Source organism: Nocardia farcinica (assembly GCF_001182745.1).
GTDB classification, from domain to species: domain Bacteria; phylum Actinomycetota; class Actinomycetes; order Mycobacteriales; family Mycobacteriaceae; genus Nocardia; species Nocardia farcinica.
Window position 1 is genome coordinate 739,170 of record NZ_LN868939.1, and the last position, 15,682, is coordinate 754,851.

Annotated in this window: 17 protein-coding genes; 9 read left to right on the forward strand and 8 right to left on the reverse strand. The window is 70.5% G+C overall.

Features of this window, described 5'->3' with window-relative positions; translation table 11 throughout:
* The first annotated feature begins 18 nt into the window (after positions 1 to 18).
* Complete coding sequence (locus tag AMO33_RS20455) at positions 19 to 330, forward strand: hypothetical protein (RefSeq protein WP_060593926.1); 312 nt, start codon at positions 19 to 21, stop codon at positions 328 to 330.
* 4 nt (positions 331 to 334) lie between these two features.
* Here AMO33_RS20455 and AMO33_RS20460 read toward each other — a convergent pair whose 3' ends face one another.
* The gene (locus tag AMO33_RS20460) at positions 335 to 829 is read right to left on the reverse strand and encodes a MarR family winged helix-turn-helix transcriptional regulator (protein WP_060593927.1); all 495 of its coding nucleotides are present in this window, start codon (positions 827 to 829) and stop codon (positions 335 to 337) included.
* Positions 830 to 923: 94 nt separating this feature from the next.
* Here AMO33_RS20460 and AMO33_RS20465 point away from each other — a divergent pair, with 94 nt between their 5' ends.
* Positions 924 to 1,355 (forward strand): nuclear transport factor 2 family protein, encoded by a 432-nt coding sequence (locus AMO33_RS20465; RefSeq protein ID WP_060593928.1) that lies wholly within the window; start codon positions 924 to 926, stop codon positions 1,353 to 1,355.
* Here AMO33_RS20465 and AMO33_RS20470 read toward each other — a convergent pair.
* Positions 1,352 to 2,830 (reverse strand): MFS transporter, encoded by a 1,479-nt coding sequence (locus tag AMO33_RS20470; protein WP_082668769.1) that lies wholly within the window; start codon positions 2,828 to 2,830, stop codon positions 1,352 to 1,354. The genes AMO33_RS20465 and AMO33_RS20470 overlap by 4 nt on opposite strands.
* A gap of 49 nt (positions 2,831 to 2,879) precedes the next feature.
* Positions 2,880 to 3,365, reverse strand: coding sequence for an NUDIX domain-containing protein (locus AMO33_RS20475; RefSeq protein WP_228792242.1), 486 nt, complete (start codon positions 3,363 to 3,365; stop codon positions 2,880 to 2,882).
* A gap of 169 nt (positions 3,366 to 3,534) precedes the next feature.
* Here AMO33_RS20475 and AMO33_RS20480 point away from each other — a divergent pair, with 169 nt between their 5' ends.
* Complete coding sequence (locus tag AMO33_RS20480; protein WP_060593930.1) at positions 3,535 to 4,311, forward strand: pirin family protein; 777 nt, start codon at positions 3,535 to 3,537, stop codon at positions 4,309 to 4,311.
* 131 nt (positions 4,312 to 4,442) lie between these two features.
* Positions 4,443 to 4,931 carry a DUF4190 domain-containing protein gene (locus AMO33_RS20485; RefSeq protein ID WP_011212178.1) on the forward strand — a complete coding sequence of 163 codons (489 nt, stop codon included), beginning with the start codon at positions 4,443 to 4,445 and terminating at the stop codon, positions 4,929 to 4,931.
* 7 nt (positions 4,932 to 4,938) lie between these two features.
* On the opposite strand, the gene AMO33_RS20490 is transcribed toward AMO33_RS20485, so the two are convergent.
* Positions 4,939 to 5,484 (reverse strand): hypothetical protein, encoded by a 546-nt coding sequence (locus tag AMO33_RS20490; protein ID WP_011212177.1) that lies wholly within the window; start codon positions 5,482 to 5,484, stop codon positions 4,939 to 4,941.
* 129 nt (positions 5,485 to 5,613) lie between these two features.
* Here AMO33_RS20490 and AMO33_RS20495 point away from each other — a divergent pair, with 129 nt between their 5' ends.
* The 3 genes from AMO33_RS20495 to AMO33_RS20505 are packed head-to-tail and all read left to right on the forward strand — an operon-like array spanning position 5,614 to position 8,903.
* Complete coding sequence (locus tag AMO33_RS20495) at positions 5,614 to 6,474, forward strand: helix-turn-helix domain-containing protein (protein WP_011212176.1); 861 nt, start codon at positions 5,614 to 5,616, stop codon at positions 6,472 to 6,474.
* 2 nt (positions 6,475 to 6,476) lie between these two features.
* Positions 6,477 to 6,860: a DUF397 domain-containing protein gene (locus tag AMO33_RS20500; protein ID WP_060593931.1), complete on the forward strand. Its 384-nt coding sequence runs from the start codon at positions 6,477 to 6,479 to the stop codon at positions 6,858 to 6,860.
* 27 nt (positions 6,861 to 6,887) lie between these two features.
* Positions 6,888 to 8,903, forward strand: coding sequence for a M13 family metallopeptidase (locus AMO33_RS20505; RefSeq protein ID WP_229434805.1), 2,016 nt, complete (start codon positions 6,888 to 6,890; stop codon positions 8,901 to 8,903).
* A 64-nt stretch (positions 8,904 to 8,967) separates the two neighbouring features.
* On the opposite strand, the gene AMO33_RS20510 is transcribed toward AMO33_RS20505, so the two are convergent.
* From AMO33_RS20510 to AMO33_RS20520, 3 genes are all read right to left on the reverse strand, one after another.
* Entirely contained in the window at positions 8,968 to 9,834 is an 867-nt protein-coding gene (locus AMO33_RS20510) for a L,D-transpeptidase (protein ID WP_041560516.1), read from the reverse strand.
* A gap of 315 nt (positions 9,835 to 10,149) precedes the next feature.
* Complete coding sequence (locus AMO33_RS20515; RefSeq protein ID WP_258196655.1) at positions 10,150 to 11,394, reverse strand: cytochrome P450; 1,245 nt, start codon at positions 11,392 to 11,394, stop codon at positions 10,150 to 10,152.
* A 156-nt stretch (positions 11,395 to 11,550) separates the two neighbouring features.
* Positions 11,551 to 12,093: a DUF6764 family protein gene (locus AMO33_RS20520; RefSeq protein WP_060593933.1), complete on the reverse strand. Its 543-nt coding sequence runs from the start codon at positions 12,091 to 12,093 to the stop codon at positions 11,551 to 11,553.
* A 222-nt stretch (positions 12,094 to 12,315) separates the two neighbouring features.
* Here AMO33_RS20520 and lppU point away from each other — a divergent pair, with 222 nt between their 5' ends.
* Together lppU and AMO33_RS20530 are read left to right on the forward strand one after the other, a co-directional pair.
* Positions 12,316 to 12,921 (forward strand): LppU family putative lipoprotein, encoded by a 606-nt coding sequence (lppU, locus tag AMO33_RS20525; protein WP_011212170.1) that lies wholly within the window; start codon positions 12,316 to 12,318, stop codon positions 12,919 to 12,921.
* 60 nt (positions 12,922 to 12,981) lie between these two features.
* On the forward strand, positions 12,982 to 14,499 hold the full coding sequence (locus AMO33_RS20530; protein ID WP_086841487.1) for an MFS transporter: 1,518 nt from the start codon (positions 12,982 to 12,984) through the stop codon (positions 14,497 to 14,499).
* 63 nt (positions 14,500 to 14,562) lie between these two features.
* On the opposite strand, the gene AMO33_RS20535 is transcribed toward AMO33_RS20530, so the two are convergent.
* On the reverse strand, positions 14,563 to 15,237 hold the full coding sequence (locus AMO33_RS20535) for a chymotrypsin family serine protease (RefSeq protein ID WP_060593935.1): 675 nt from the start codon (positions 15,235 to 15,237) through the stop codon (positions 14,563 to 14,565).
* Between the last annotated feature and the right edge of the window lie 445 nt (positions 15,238 to 15,682).

Sequence of the window (15,682 nt, forward strand, 5' to 3'; positions counted from 1 at the left end):
GGCCGCGTCCAATCCCATATGAACGAGATCGGGTACTCCTTCGGCACCGGCGACGGCGAGGTCCACCACTGGTCCTCCCCCGCCGACCTGGACCTCGCGGGCACCGGTGCGCTGGACGCGGTCTGCCTGGATTTCGACGGCGACGGCCTGGCCGACGACGCGCTGTGGGAAACCGGCGGCGAGTACCCGGTTCCGCAGGCCGGGCCACCCGACGGGTTCGCCGGCCTCGACCCGGTCGTGCTCGACGACATCGGGCGGCTGGCCGATCAGCGTCCCGACCGCGCCGCCGGTGTGCCACCGAGCCCGCCGTCCGTGCCGTGGGCGGGCTGAGCGGCTACGGCGGGTCCGGCGCCGTCCCGGCGTCCGCGAGGTGGCGGTTGACGCGATCGAGCAGTGCGAACAACTGGGCGCGCTCGTCGGGGTCCAGCGGCGCCAGGATGTGCTGGTCGACCTGTTCGAGGACGCGGTCGAGCTCATCGAGGCGGCGTGCGCCCGGCTCGGTGAGGGTGATGACGTTGCGGCGCCGGTCGGCCGGGTCGGGCGCCCGGCGCACCCAGCCGCCCGCTTCGAGGTCGTTGAGGACGGCGACGAGGTCGCTCGTGAAGACATGGCTGCGCGTCGCGAGCGCCGCCTGGCTCGCCGGTCCGAACTCGGCGAGCGCGGCCAGCACGACGTAGTGATCCTTGTGGGCTCCCACCGCGCGGAGCGCCGTGCGTGCCGCGCGGGTCATCTGGGCGGCCGTCATCGCGGCAAGGCGGGATATCCGCCTGGTCAGGCGCTCGGGGGTGTCCGCGCCGCGGTCGAACCGCAGTTCTTCGCCGGTCTCCATGTCGGCAGCCTACCGCTATTGCATTAGTACTTCTAACGGTCTATTTTTGTTAGTACTTCAAACATTAGTTTTACTAACAGAATGGGAGATCGTCGTGACCGGCACTCCAGCTCTCCTGCGTGACCTCGCCGACCGCGCCGAACTGTCCGAGCTCGTCGCCCGGCACAGCGTGTGGGTCGACGAAGGCTTCGCCGACACCGACCGGCTCTTCACCGCGGACGTCGAGGTCAGTTCCCCGCGCGGCGAAGCGCACGGCATCGCCGAACTCGACGCGCTCGTGCGCAAGGGTCACGCGGTGTACGCCCGCACCCTGCACACCAAGGGCAATCTCGTCATCGAGATCGACGGCGACACCGCGACGGTGCGTGCGCACGACCTCGCCGTCTTCGTCATCGACGACACCACCGAGGCCGTCGCCGCCGGAATCCACCACTACCGGGCACGCCGGACCGCCGAGGGCTGGCGCTTCGACCGCCTCGTGGTCTCGCCGGTCGCGCTCACCGAGGCGCTGGGCCGGGCCCGCTAGCGCGCCTGGCCGGTGCGCCGGGAATTGACGGCGACGAGGACGACACCGAGGCCGTAGCCCGCCGCACCGGCCAGCACGACCGGGAGTGAACGGCCGTCCGCCGGGACCACCAGCGCGGTGAGCGCGATGGCGGCCACGAAGGCGAGGTTGAACACGGTGTCCTGCAACGCGAACACCTGGCCGCGGCGGCGGTCGTCGATATCGATCTGCATCGCCGCGTCCCCGGTGAGCTTGATGGTCTGCCCGGCCAGTCCGAACAGGAAGGCTCCGACGAGCAGGAGCTGATGGGCGCGGTGCCCGGCGGCGCCTGCCCCGGCGAGCGCGGTGGGCGTGACGAGCAGGAGTTGCACGAGCATCGCGCCCACCAGCCCGACCACCACGGTGCGTGGTCGGCCGAGCCGTGGGATGACCAGCGGCGCCACCACCGCGGCCACCAGCATCCCGGCCGCCGTCGCGGCGATCGCGACACCGAAGCCGATCAGCCCGGCGCCCAAGGCCGACCCGTCGGCGGGCTGACGCAGCACCAGCACCATGATCAGCGTGTTCGCCCCGAACACCACCCGGTGGGTGCCGATGCCGATCATCGCCGTGGTCACCGACGGCGCGGCCCACACCGCCGAGGCCGCCGTCCGCAGCCCGGCCGCGATCGCTCGCACGGTGCCCCGGTCGGCGCCCGCGGTCTCGCTGCCGGTCGCAGCGCCGTCGTCGGCCCGACCGGCGTCCGCCGTCTCCCCCGACGCCGCGCGACCGCTCGTATCCGCGACGGCCACGTCGGCACCCGCCTCGGTGCGCCGACGATCCGCTCGTGCGGCCGGGCCGGGCCCCAGCACCCCGGCGCGGAATCCGACCGCCAGCACCGCGCCGATCACCGACCCCACCGCGCTGCCCGCCACCGCCACCGCCGACCCGGTATCACCGGCGCCGACCACGCCGATCACGGCCACGGCAGCGCCCGCGCCCACCCCCGCGCACCCGGAGGCGACCGTCGCGAGCGCCGAGTTCATGGCCACCAGCCAGTGCTGATCCAGCACCCGCGGCAGCGCCGCCGACACCCCGGCCTGGACGAACCGGCTCACCCCCACCACGGCCAGCGCCAGCAACAACAGCGGCGTCTCACCGATGCCCGCGAGCAGGCCCGCCGCGGCGATCCCGATCAGCACCGCGCGCACCACGTTCGCCAGCAGCAGCACCGCGCGCCGATCCCAGCGGTCCAGCAACGCGCCCGCGTACGGGCCGATCAGGGAATACGGCAGGAGCAGCACCGCGAAACCGGCGGCGATGGCCAGCGGATCGGTATGGCGTTCCGGATTGAACAGGATGGCGCCGGAAAGCGCGGCCTGGAACATGCCGTCGCCGAATTGCCCGGCGAACCGCACCACCGCCAACCGCACCACGCCGGGGCTGTCCCGCAGCGCGGTCCGCAACGACGGTGGTTGCGGGGCGGCGGGGCAATCCGGGGGGTAACCGATCGACACCGCCCCGATTGTGCCGTGTCCGCGGCCAGGGCCGGGCCACGGCCGTGCCTCAGTCGGGGTGAACCAGCGCCCGCACCGCCGTGCGCGTGTCCGGTGCCATCGGCAGGTCCTCCAACGCGCCCGCGTCGATCCAGGCGAACGCGTCGTGCTCGCCGGGCGCCAGCGCGACCTCACCCGGCTCGGCCTCGACCAGGAAACTGAACTTGCGCACTCGCGGTTTGCTGCGTGTCGCGTAATCGATCGCGCCGAGAAACCGCTCGATGCTGCGCAGCCGCAACCCGGTCTCCTCGAACAACTCTCGGGCCACGCATTCGGCGAACGATTCCCCCGTTTCCACCCCACCGCCCGGCAATTCGTACATTCCGCCGTAATAGTCGTCGGGCACCCGGCGGACGACCAGCAACCGGCCCTCCCGGAATACCGCGATTCCCACCACGAAATCGGTGATGCCCTGCGCACGCGCTTGTTCGCGCAACTGTTCCTCGACGCGAGCGAGCGCCTCCGGTCGCATCTGCTCGTCACCTCCGGTTGGCATTGTGGCCCACGGTGTTTCCCCGCTCGTAATCCGGTACTGCTCGCCTGCCGTTCACCGGCGCGACGCTCGCGTAAAATGCCGAATGCGGGACAATTTACTAGGAATGTGGCGCACCGCGAGGTGAGGTGCGCCCCCGACCATCGATGCACGGCCGCAGAGAGGAGGACCGATGTCCACACTCGCGACGCCGCACATCGATGTCCACCGGGGCGGCGACCGGATGAAAACACGCGTGTCCTGGCTGGATTCCAAGCATTCGTTCTCCTTCGGCGCGCATTACGACCCCGACAACACCCATCACGGCCTGCTGCTGGTGAACAACGAGGACATCGTGTTGCCGGGGCAGGGCTTCGACACCCACCCGCACCGGGACATGGAGATCGTCACCTGGGTGCTCGGCGGCAGCCTGGTCCACCAGGACTCGCTCGGGCACAGCGGCGTGATCTACCCCGGTCTGGCCCAGCGGATGAGCGCGGGCACCGGCATCCTGCACTCGGAGAAGAACGACTCGTGGCGGCTGGACAACAGCGCCGAGCACGACGAGCCGGTGCATTTCGTGCAGATGTGGGTGGTGCCCGACGAGCCGGGTGGCGACCCGGGCTACCAGCAGCTCGAGATCGATGACGAGCTCGCCTCCGGCCGGCTCGTCACCGTCGCCGCGGGCCTGCCCCGCTACCGCGACCGCACCGCCATCGCGATCGCCAGCAGCCATTCGGCCCTGCACGTGGCCAGGATGCCGGGTGATCCCGCCGCCCCGGTGCACCTGCCCGAGGCGCCGTACCTGCACCTGTTCGTGGCCCGTGGCGAGGTGGAGATGGAGGGCGTGGGTCCGCTCTACGCCGGGGACGCGGTGCGGCTCAGCCACAGCGGCGGCCAGCGGGTGACCGCGCACGGCCCGGCGGAGATCCTGGTCTGGGAGATGCACGCGCGCCTGGGCGGGCAGTGAGTTCGGCACGCTGAGGGCCGCGCTCGTCCCGGGCGTGGCCGGTTCGTCCGATTAACATCGGGGATCAGGGAGCGCGATCAGGTGTGGACCGTCGCGCGCGAGCGCCCGTCCGAGCGATGAGAGGAAGACTCATGTCGCAGTACCCGCCCCCGGGCCAGTATCCGCCTCCCGGCCAATACCCGCCGCCGCCCGGACAGTATCCGCCCCCGGGCGGTCAGTACTGGCAGGAGTCGCCGCGGGGCAAGGGCATGGCGATCACCGCGCTCGTCCTCGGCATTCTGGCCCTGATCAGCTTCGTCACCGTCTTCGGCGGCTTCCTGTTCGGCCTGTTCGGCCTCATCTTCGGCATCATCGCGCTGGTCAAGGCGCGCAAGGGCACCGGAGGCGGCACCGGGATGGCGATCACCGGCCTGGTGCTGAGCGTGCTCGGGCTGATCGGGGCGACCCTGGTGGCGATCGTCGGCTGGAGCTTCTTCGTCGACACCGGCGGCAAGGACCTGGTCGACTGCCTGAACAAGGCGGGCACCGACCAGGCCAAGATCGACGAGTGCGAGCGCAAGTGGACCGAGAACGTCGAGGACCGCTTCAGCATCACGCTGACACCGGCGCCGACTCCCTGATCCGCGCTCAGTACGCCGCGCGCTGCCGCGGTGTGGTGGCGGTGGTGCGGGTCGCACCGATCACCTCGGCCAGCTCCGGCCGGTAGTCGCCCTCCGGCGCCGAGACCCAGGTGCGATAGCCGGTCTGCTCGTCGGCCGGTGAGGGCAGCACGATCCGGCTGCCCGGCAGCGCGACCGACGCGCACACCCGGAACAGGTCCGCGAACAAGACCATGTCCAGGTAGGAGTTGTCGTTCGGCCCGGTGAGGAAGGTCCACCGGTCCGAGCGCGGGTGCGCGATGATCGGGCAGCGCGGCGGCCCGCCGAGCAGCTCGCGCACCTTCGCGCCGAGCGGAGCGGGCATCACCACCGCGCCGACCGCGCCCACTTCGAGCATGATGCGCCCGAGCGCGGGATCGACGACGGCGAAGAGCCGATGATCGGTGCGGTAGCGGCGACAGCGGACGAAAGCGTCTTCGCGGAGCGGAGTGCGGCCCGCGGCCGAGCGCGGTGACCGCGGCTGCGCGGTGTCGAGCGAACGGTGACTGCCAGAACCAGTGCGGGACGTGCTCATGACGAACCTCGCCTCGGTGCGGAGTGGACCTTTCGGGTGTAACCAACCGCTGTCTCGACAGTAGACCCGGGCAACTGCGCTGACAATAGTCACCGCCGATGCGGTGGTCACGAAGTAGCATCGCCTGGCATGGCACCCGTCTCGCCGACCGTCGCGCGCTGGGAGCTGGTGTTGCGGCTGCGTGAGCTGCGCGAACAGCGCGGCTTCGATTCCGCGGGATTCGCCCGCCGGGTCGGCTTCACCCCGGCCAACTGGTCGCACGTGGAGAACGGCAGGCGAGTGCTGACCGCACGGACGATCGGCCCGGTGCTCGACGTGCTGGAGGTGCCCGACGACGAACGCGCGGAACTGCTGGCGCTGTTGCAGGCGGGCAAGCAGCGCGGCTGGTGGAGCCGGTCCTCGGCGCTGATCGGCCCGGAGTTGCAGCGGTTGTACGGGATGGAGTACGGCGCGCAGAGCATCCGCAGCTACGACAGCCTGATCGTCCCGGGCCTGTTGCAGACCGAGGACTACGCGCGTGCCCTGATCAGCGCGGACGTGATGATCCGTCCGGTGCAGGTCGACCAGCTCGTCGCGATCCGCCTGCGCCGCCAGCAGCGGCTGCGCGGACCCGACCGCGTGGAACTCACCGCGATCGTCGGCGAGGCCACCCTGCGGCAGCAGACCGGCGGCCCGCAGGTGCTGCGCGGGCAGCTCGAGCATCTGGCCCGGCTCGTCGACGAACTCGACACCCTGGAGGTGCGGGTCATCCCGTTCACGGCGACGGCGGGCGCGATCCTGGGCGGGTCCAGCTTCCATCTGCTCGACTTCGCAAGCGAGCAGCTACCGACGTTCGGCTGGGCCGAGAGCGCCGTGTTCGGCGGCCCGGTGGAAGATCCCGAGCTGGTGCGCGATCTCGGCTTCGCCTATCTACGCGCCCTCGACCAGGCACTCTCTCGCGCCGACTCCGCAGCGCTGATCAGGCGTTACGCTTCCGGAGTAGACTCCTGATCATGGCCACCACCGCGGGGGCCCGGTCGGGTGACACCGGCTGGTTCACCTCGAGCCGTTCGAACAACGGCAACCAGTGCGTCGAGGTCCGCTTCGACGGCGAGGCCGTGCTGATCCGCGACAGCAAATATCGTCGCGACCCGGCCGCCGATCCCGCCGCCGAGCCGGTGATCACCGTGCCCGCGACACTGTGGTCCGACTTCCTGGGTGCCCTGCGCGCGGGCCGCCCCCATCCCGGTCTCGGCACCGAGCCCACCGCCGACGGCGGCATGTTCCTGCGGCACGGCGCGATCACCCTGCGCTACACCGCCGCGGAGTGGCAGGCGTTTCTGGCGGGCGTGCACGACCGCGAGTTCGACCGCGCGCTCGCCGCACCCGGCCGCTGACCCGGCCAGGTGGGCATACTGGACTGCGTGACCTCCGAACTGACCAGTCCCTCCGGTATCGATCTTTCCCATCTCGACGAGTCCGTCCGGGTGCAGGACGACCTGTTCGCGCACGTCAACGGCAAGTGGCTGGCCGACCACGAGATCCCCGCCGACCGAGCGGTCGACGGCGCCTTCCGCGCGCTCTACGACCAGGCCGAACTCGATGTCCAAGCGATCATCCAGCGCTGCGCGCGTGACGATCAGGACGACGCCGACGCCCGCCGGATCGGCGACCTCTACGCCAGCTTCATGGACACCGACACCGTGGCCGCGGCCGGGCTCTCGCCCATCTCCGCCGAACTGGCCGCCGTGCGCGACGTGACCGACCGCGGTGCCTTCGCCGCGCTGCTGGGCAGGCTGGCGCGCACCGGCGTCGGCGGCGCGGTCGGCTGCTACGTCGACACCGACGACAAGGATTCCAGCCGCTATCTGGTGCACCTGACGCAGTCCGGCCTCGGCCTGCCCGACGAGTCCTATTACCGCCAGGACGAATTCGCCGAGATCCGCACCACCTACATCGCGCACATCGGGCGCATGTTCGCCCTCGCCGCCGCCGACCCCCGCATCGGCGCGCTGTTGCCGCAGGATCCGGACACGGTGGGGCAGCGGATCTTCGAGCTCGAGCGCAGGCTGGCGGCAGGCCACTGGGACGTGGTGCGCCGCCGCGACGCCGAATTGAGCTACAACCTCACCACGTTCGACGCGCTCGTCGCCGAGCAGCCCGAATACGACTGGGCCGCATGGACCTCCGCACTGGCCGAGGGCGTGGATCGCGACGGGCCCGAGCTGTTCGCCGAAGTGGTCGTCCGCCAGCCCGATTACCTGCGCACCTTCGCCCGTCTGTGGGCCGAGGCCGACCTCGCCGACTGGCAGGCCTGGGCCGCTTGGCGCATCCTGCGCGCCCGCGCCCCGTACCTCACCGACGAGCTGGTCGAGGAGAACTTCGCCTTCTACGGCCGCACGCTCACCGGCGCCACCGAGAACCGGGAGCGCTGGAAGCGCGGTGTCTCGCTGGTGCAGGAGCTGCTCGGCGAGGCCGTCGGCAAACTGTACGTCGCCGAGCACTTTCCGCCCGCGGCGAAGGCCAGGATGCAGGAACTGGTGGCGAACCTGCAGGAGGCCTACCGGCGCAACATCGCCGAGCTCGACTGGATGAGCCCGGAGACCAGGCAGGCCGCGCTGGCCAAGCTGGAGAAGTTCACGCCCAAGATCGGGTACCCGGACCGCTGGCGCGACTACTCGGGCGTGCGGATCGATCCCGCCGACCTGGTGGGCAACTACCGTCGCGGCTACGCCGCCGAACACGACCGGGACCTGCGCAAGCTCGGTGGCCCGGTGGACCGCGACGAGTGGTTCATGACCCCGCAGACGGTCAATGCCTACTACAACCCCGGCATGAACGAGATCGTCTTCCCGGCCGCGATCCTGCAGCCGCCGTTCTTCGACATGAACGCCGACGACGCCGCGAACTACGGCGGTATCGGTGCGGTGATCGGGCACGAGATCGGCCACGGGTTCGACGATCAGGGTGCCAAGTACGACGGCGACGGCAACATGGTGGACTGGTGGACCGACGCCGACCGCGCCGAGTTCGCCAAGCGCACCAAGGCGTTGATCGAGCAGTACAACGTGCTCTCGCCCAAGGACCTGCCCGACGAGCACACCGTCAACGGCGAATTCACCATCGGGGAGAACATCGGCGATCTCGGTGGCCTGTCGATCGCGCTCGAGGCCTACAAGATCTCGTTGAACGGCGCCGAGCCGCCCGTCATCGACGGTCTGACCGGGCTGCAGCGGGTGTTCTTCGGCTGGGCGCAGGTGTGGCGCACCAAGGCTCGCGCCGAGGAGGCGATCCGCAGGCTGGCCATCGACCCGCACTCGCCGCCGGAGTTCCGCTGCAATGCCGTCGTGCGCAACATCGACAGCTTCCACGAGGCCTTCGACGTGCGCCCCGGCGACGCGCTGTACCTGGACCCGGCCGAACGGGTCAAGATCTGGTGATCGAACGCGAGACGCCGACCGCGCACGCTGCGCGATCGGCGTCTCGTTCGTTCGGGTCGGGCGATCAGTTCCAGTCGCCGAGACCGTCGCGGGCGTTGAGGGTGCCGCCCGCGGTGTTCTGCACGATGACCGGGTCGCCCTTCTGCGCGTTCTCGAAGAACCAGCGCGCGTCCTCGGTGCTGACGTTCAGGCAGCCGTGGCTGACGTTGGCGACACCCTGCTGGCCCACCGACCACGGCGCGGCGTGCAGGAAGATGCCGCTGTTGGAGAGCCGGGTGGCGTACTCGACGTCGAGCTTGTAGCCCTCCGGCGCGTCGATCGGCACACCGTAGGTCGAGGAGTCCATCACCATCTGGCGGTGCCGCTCGCCCACGATGTAGGTGCCGTTGGGGGTCTCGTGGCCGGGCTTGCCCAGCGAGGTCGGCATCGTCTTCACCACTTCACCGTTGCGGGTGATGGTGATGGTCTTCGTCGCGTCGTCGGCGGTGGTGATCTGCGCGTCGCCGATGCGGAACGAGCTGGTCGTGCCGCCCGCCTCCACGCGGACATCGGTGTTGGCGGGCCAGAAGTCGTTCGGCCGCCAGCGCACCTGCTTGTCGCTCCACCAGTAGAAGTGGCCGGGCGCCTCGTTCGAGGAGGTGATCTTGATGGCCTTCTCGGCCGTCGCGCGATCCTCGATGGGCTCCTTGAAGGTGATGATGATCGGCTGCGCCACGCCCACGGTCTCACCGTCGGCGATGTTGATGTTCGGCGGCGCGAAGTTGGCCTGCGGCGTCGGCTCGGTCACCGCGGACGCGGATCCGGAATCGAGACCCGGGAAGAGCGGCTCCGCCTGGGCGGGCGCGACGATCACGGCACCGGCCGCGGCGATCGCCGCGGACAAGAGGACGCCCCGGCGTAGCCGGCGGGTCAGCCGGTCGTGCGTGGGCATCGGCCTGTCGTTCGAAGCGGCATGCATTGGTTTCTCGTCCATTTCCATCTCCCGCGCGCACGCAGCGGGCGAGACATTTCATCGGCGTGTAGTGACGGCCCCCGACCTCGTCCATTCCTACCTTCCGCACACCGCTCGGGGCCAGTCGTCCCGATCGGTGATAGGCAACCGGAGCCGGTAGTGACTGCCATCACAAAAGGGGTTGTGCGCGGCGGCCTTTCGTGAAAGTCGCCGGTCACGCCACTGCCCGGCAATCTCGTGGCCAACAGGCCGTCCGTCCGGTTTCCCCGGCTGCCAAACCTGCTGTGAGCTAAATCACCCGATCATGGTGAAGCTGATTCCGCGCCACGGCCCGGTGGCGATGTTGTGCGGGACCGCGCGCGGTGTCGGGCCGTACCGGTAGCGCGGGGTCAGCCGCAGTCGCGCCGCGCCGAGCACGGTGTCGAGCACGACGCGCAGTTCGAGCTCGGCCAGCGCCGCGCCGGGGCACCGCCGGTGTCCGCCGCCGTAGGGCGCGAACTCGAACGGTCCGTAGCCGCGCTCCCGGAACCGCTCGGGACGAAACCGCCACGGGTCGGGCCAGAGCTCCGGCTGCGAGTGCAGCAACGGTACGGCGACCCCCACCGTGTCCCCGGCCGCCAGCGGTGTGCCGAACAGGGTGCGTGGCTCGCAGAGGCGGCGCAACACGATGGGAACCGGCGGATGCAGCCGCAACGTCTCCTGGCAGGCCGCGTCCAGCCAGGCGGGCTCGCCGCGCACCCGGTCGAGCGTTCCGGGGATGCGGTGCAGGTGGTAGAGCGCCCAGACCAGGCTCGTCGCGGTGGTTTCGTGACCGGCGACCAACAGCGTGCGCAGCTGATCGCACAGCTCGTCGTCGGTGCGCCCGGCCGCGATCAGCGCGGCGAGCAGATCGCCCGACGGACCGCGGGTCCGGCGGCGGACCACGTCGGCGCGGATGAGGGCGTCCAGGCGGGTACGCGCGGCCAGGAAGCGGTCCCACGGCGCCCGTCTCCCGCATCCGCGCCGCAGCGCCGGTACCAGCAGCAACGGACCGGAGAAGGCGGTGAGGAAATCCGTGACCGCCGCGCGGTAGGTCGCGTGACGGGCTGCGTCGTCCGCGCCGAACACCACGGCCAGGATCACCCGCAGGGCCACCGCCCGCGCAGCCGCACGGGCATCGATCCGCGTGCCCGGCCGCCAGCGGGCGACCTCCGCCGCCACCGCGGTGCGGATCAGTTCCGCGTATCCGCGCGGTCCCACGGCGCGGAGTACCGGGGTGAGCAGCGCGCGGTCGGCCCGGTGCCGCTCCCCCGCGGCCAGGATCAGCGACCCGGGCCCGACCATCGGTTCGATCGGGTTCGGCCGCGGCGGTCGGACCGCGTGGGCGGGCAGCCGGAACACCTCCCGCGCCCCCGCGGAGCTGCCGGTGAAGACGACCGTCCCGAATCCGGGAAACCCCACGACGAAGGGATCGCCGGTCCGCGCGCGCCGCCACCGCAGGTACCGCTGGAAGTCGAGCCCGGCGGCCACGGCGTGCAGCATGCCCGGTCCCGGTGCCACCGGTCCCTCGCACGTCATGCCGATGCCACGAACCACGGGCGCGCCCGGTTCGATCCGGGATCGCAGCGCGGTGTAGCCGACCGGGCCCGGCGGGTCGTGCGGCTCGGGGCGCCTGCCGGGCTCCTCGCGCCGGGCGGCTGTCGTGCGGGCCTGGTCTCAGCTGCGATCGGCGGCCGTGACCGGCAACGTCGGTTTCCAGCTGCCGAACGGTGTGGTCAGGCAGGTCGCCCCGCTCTGCATGTTCCACGCGATCGCCCCGGAGCCGAGGCACACCACCGACCCGTCCGGCGTACCGCCCACTTCCGCCCGTGAACCCTGGAACGCGATCGCCACCGCCATCGCCGGACCGGCGGCCGGGTCGGCGGCGATCATGCTCAGCGCCATCGCGTCGGGCCCGACGCCGACCGCGATCGGGATGCCGCCGGTGCCCTCGCTCGCTCCGACCCCACCGGCGGCGCCCACGCCGAGCGCGGCCGCGCCCTGGCTCGCACGGGCATACCCCACCCCGTCGTACCCGGCGGAGCGAGCGTGGCCCGCCGCGTCGCTGGCCGCGCGGCATCCGGTGCTGCCCTCGATGACGGTGATGTCGGCCCCGCCCTCGGCCGTGCAGTGCACGGAGGTTGCTGACGCCACCCCCGGGATCATCAAGGAGCCGCCCACCGCGGCGGTCGAGCAGAGAATCGCGCTGATCAGGTTCATGGACTGCCCCTTTCGCACCGTGCTTCCCACCATACCCAGCCCGGTTGCTGGCGGTGGTCGCGCACGGTCCACCCTGTCCAGTGTGCCCACCGAGCGCCGACCGACTCGACGGTTACCGGCCCGGTGGTGTATGCATGGCTTGGTATTTCAAGCTCAGCTCGTCAACTGCGGGTCTACCGGCCGGGTGTGAGTTCGGAGCGTTACAGCTCGGGAGGACTGTACGTGTCTCGTCAATTGGTATCCGGCCTCGCGCTCGCGGTGGGCGCCACCGTCGCCGCGTTCACCCTGTCGGCCTGCTCGTCGACCATCGACGGCCGCGCGCAGCCGGCGATCGACGGCACCATCGACGCCGTCACCACCAGCACGCCGAAGCCCAGCTCGCCGCGCTCGAGCAGCAGGCCGTCGCCGACCAAGGAAGAGGGCGACACCGATTTCGAGGCCGGCATCGGCGATTGCGTGACGCTGGGCGGCACCACCATGAACGCCACCATCGAGAAGGCGTCCTGTGGGAGCCGCGCCTCCAATTACAAGATCATCGCCAAGACCGCGACCAGCTCGTCCTGCCCCAGCGATCGCGACAACTACTACGCCGAAACCCTGAACGGGATCGAACAGGGTGCGTACTGCCTCGACATCGACTGGGTGGTCGGCGGCTGCATGGATGTCGGCGGCGACGACCCGAAGCGGATCGACTGCACCGAGCGTGGGCTGCAGGGCGTGCGCGTCACCGAGATCGCCGAGGGCGCCTCGGACGCAGGCGCGTGCGGCTCCGGGCTGGGTTTCGAGTACCCGGAGCGCCGGTTCGTGGTCTGCGTCGAGGAGCTGTAGCGCGCGCGTCGACCCGTCGTTGTCCCGGTGCGGCCGCGCCGGTCCGGTTACCGTGGACCGGTGAGTACCCCGGCGGAGCTTCCACGGTTGCACTCGGCCACCGGCCGCTGGATCCTGCTCGCCACCATTCTGGGGTCCTCGGTGGCCTCGCTCGACGCCACCGCCGTCAACATCGCGCTGCCTCGCATCGGCGAATCCCTCGACACCGATGTGGCGGGCCTGCAATGGACGCTCAACGGCTACACCCTCACCCTCGCCTCGTTCATCCTGCTCGGCGGCTCGCTGGGTGACCGGCTCGGCCGCCGCCGGGTGTTCGTCTGGGGCACCGTGGGATTCGCGGTCACCTCGGTGCTGTGTGGGCTCGCGGTGAACATCGAGATGCTGGTGGCGGCCCGCGTGCTGCAGGGTGTCGCGGGTGCCATGCTCACCCCGGGCAGCCTGGCGCTGATCTCCTCCTCGCTCGACGAGCGCGACCAGGGCGCGGCGATCGGCCTGTGGTCCGGCTTCGGCGGGGTGGCGGGTGCCCTCGGGCCGTTCCTCGGCGGCTGGCTGATCGACTGGGCGGGCTGGCAGTCCATCTTCTTCATCAACGTGCCGCTGGCGCTGATCGTGGTCGTGGTGGCGCTGAAACATGTGCCGGAGAGCCTGGATCCGCAGGCGCGCGGCAAGCTGGACGTGCCCGGTGCGCTGATCGTGGCCGCCGCGCTCGGCGCGCTCACCTTCGGCCTGATCGATGGCCTGCCGCTGTTGACGGTGGCGGGTGTGCTGCTGCTCGCGGTCTTCGTCGTGGTCGAACGGCGCAGCGACCACCCGTTGGTGCCGCCCGCCCTGTTCACCGGTGCCTTCCCCGCCGACCGGCCCGGTGCCGCCGCCGCGAGCGGGCGGGTGTTCACCGCCGCCAATCTGGTGACGCTGGCCGTCTATGCCGCGCTCGGCGGCGTGTTCTTCCTGCTGGTGCTGGAATTGCAGCTGGTGGCCGGCTTCTCGCCGATGGCATCGGGCCTGGCGACGGTGCCCATCACGCTGATCATGCTGGTGCTCTCCGCGCCCGCGGGCCGCTGGGCGCAGCGGCACGGCGCCCGGGTTCCGATGACCGTCGGCCCGCTGCTCGGTGCCCTGGGCCTGGTGCTGCTGCTGCGCATCGGCGAGGAGGCGAACTACCTCACCGATGTACTGCCCGGCGTGCTGGTGTTCGGTCTCGGCCTCGCCGCCCTGGTCGCGCCGCTGACCGGCGCGGTCCTCGGTGCGGTCCCGCCGACCGAGGCCGGCGTCGCGTCCGGGGTGAACAACGCGGTCGCGCGGACCGCGCAATTGCTCGCCGTCGCGGCCCTGCCCGGCCTGGCGGGGATCTCCGGTTCGCTCACCGACCCGGCGGCCTTCGACGCCGGTTTCGAGACCGCGATGTGGATCTGCGTGGGCCTGCTGGTGGTGGGCGCCCTGCTGGCCGCGGTGTTGCTGCGGCCGGTGCGGCGGGCGCCGCGGCTGGACGAGGTGGACTGCCTGCCGCAGTGCGGGGTCACCGGCCCGGCACTGTCGCCGACGCGCCCGGGTGTCGTGGGTGAATCACGCGAGAAGTGACTCGACAAAAGAAATAAGGAGCGGGCCGTTCGCTGCCCGCTCCTCGTCTTCCGCGCCCGTCGATCAGATCGGGACGTACCCCGAGCCCACTCCGCCGCGCGCGTTGAGGTCGTTCATGATCGCGGTCATGTTGGTGCCGACCTCGGGGCCGAAGCAGGCGATGGCCAGGTAGGCGTTGACCATGCCGACCAGGGTCGAACCGACGACCACCGGCGCGCCGGAATCGCCCTCGACCACGCACATCTGCGCCCAGGTCTCGACGTTGGTGCCGAAGACGTCGCCCCAGGCGACACCGCAGGTGTTGCCGGTGGTGCGGCCTTCCTTGCACACGATCATCGGGAACTGGGCCGGGCCGCCGAGCCCGGTGATGGTGACGTTGCCGATCCGGTTGACCGGCGTAATCGCGCCGGGCTGGAACTGGATGACGGCGTAGTCGAGTTCGTGGTTGGAGTAGACGAACCGGCCGACCACGCCCGCACCACGGTCGGCCTCGGAGTACACCTCCGCGCCGGGCTCGCCGCAGTGCCCCGCGGTCAGCCCGACGAGCCTGCCCGCGCTGTCGTGGCCGACGGTTGTCACGGTGCACTCGTACATGTCGTCGACGATGATGCCCGAACCGCCACCGATCACCGGCGCGCCGGGATCCGCGACCGCGGCCCCCGCGCCGGTGCCGAGCAGCGCCGCGCCCAGGGCGACGGCGAGGACGGCGTTGGCCGCCTTGGCGAGTGTGCTGAACATGTCCCTCCAGATGTCGGAAGCCCGCACGATATCAATGTGTCGCATTCATCGTGTCAGTATTCGGTCTCGGTAGCGTCTCGTACTGCGGTCGGCTCGGCATGCCGCGCGGGTCCTCGCATAGCGGTCTGCTATCGAACGGGCGGGCCGGGCCGGTATCTTTAACGTTTCCAATCGGTGGCGAACTACTCCCACCGGATTTCGATACGGCAGCAATTTTAGATGATTTCTTTCCGCCCAAATGCGGCGCGCGAGCCGTCAGCAGCCCTTATGAACGGCCTGTTTCTGCAACATGTTCTAAATTTCGGCCGCCGTTATTGGGTTTCGCAACAGCGTTCGTGTGGCTTCTCCTAGCATTTTCCCCGAAGTGCTCCCTATCTATGACTGCGATCACATGTCGGTGGTGTGTTCCGCACTACCCCGTAGTAAGGTGCGTCAAGCAAACAAG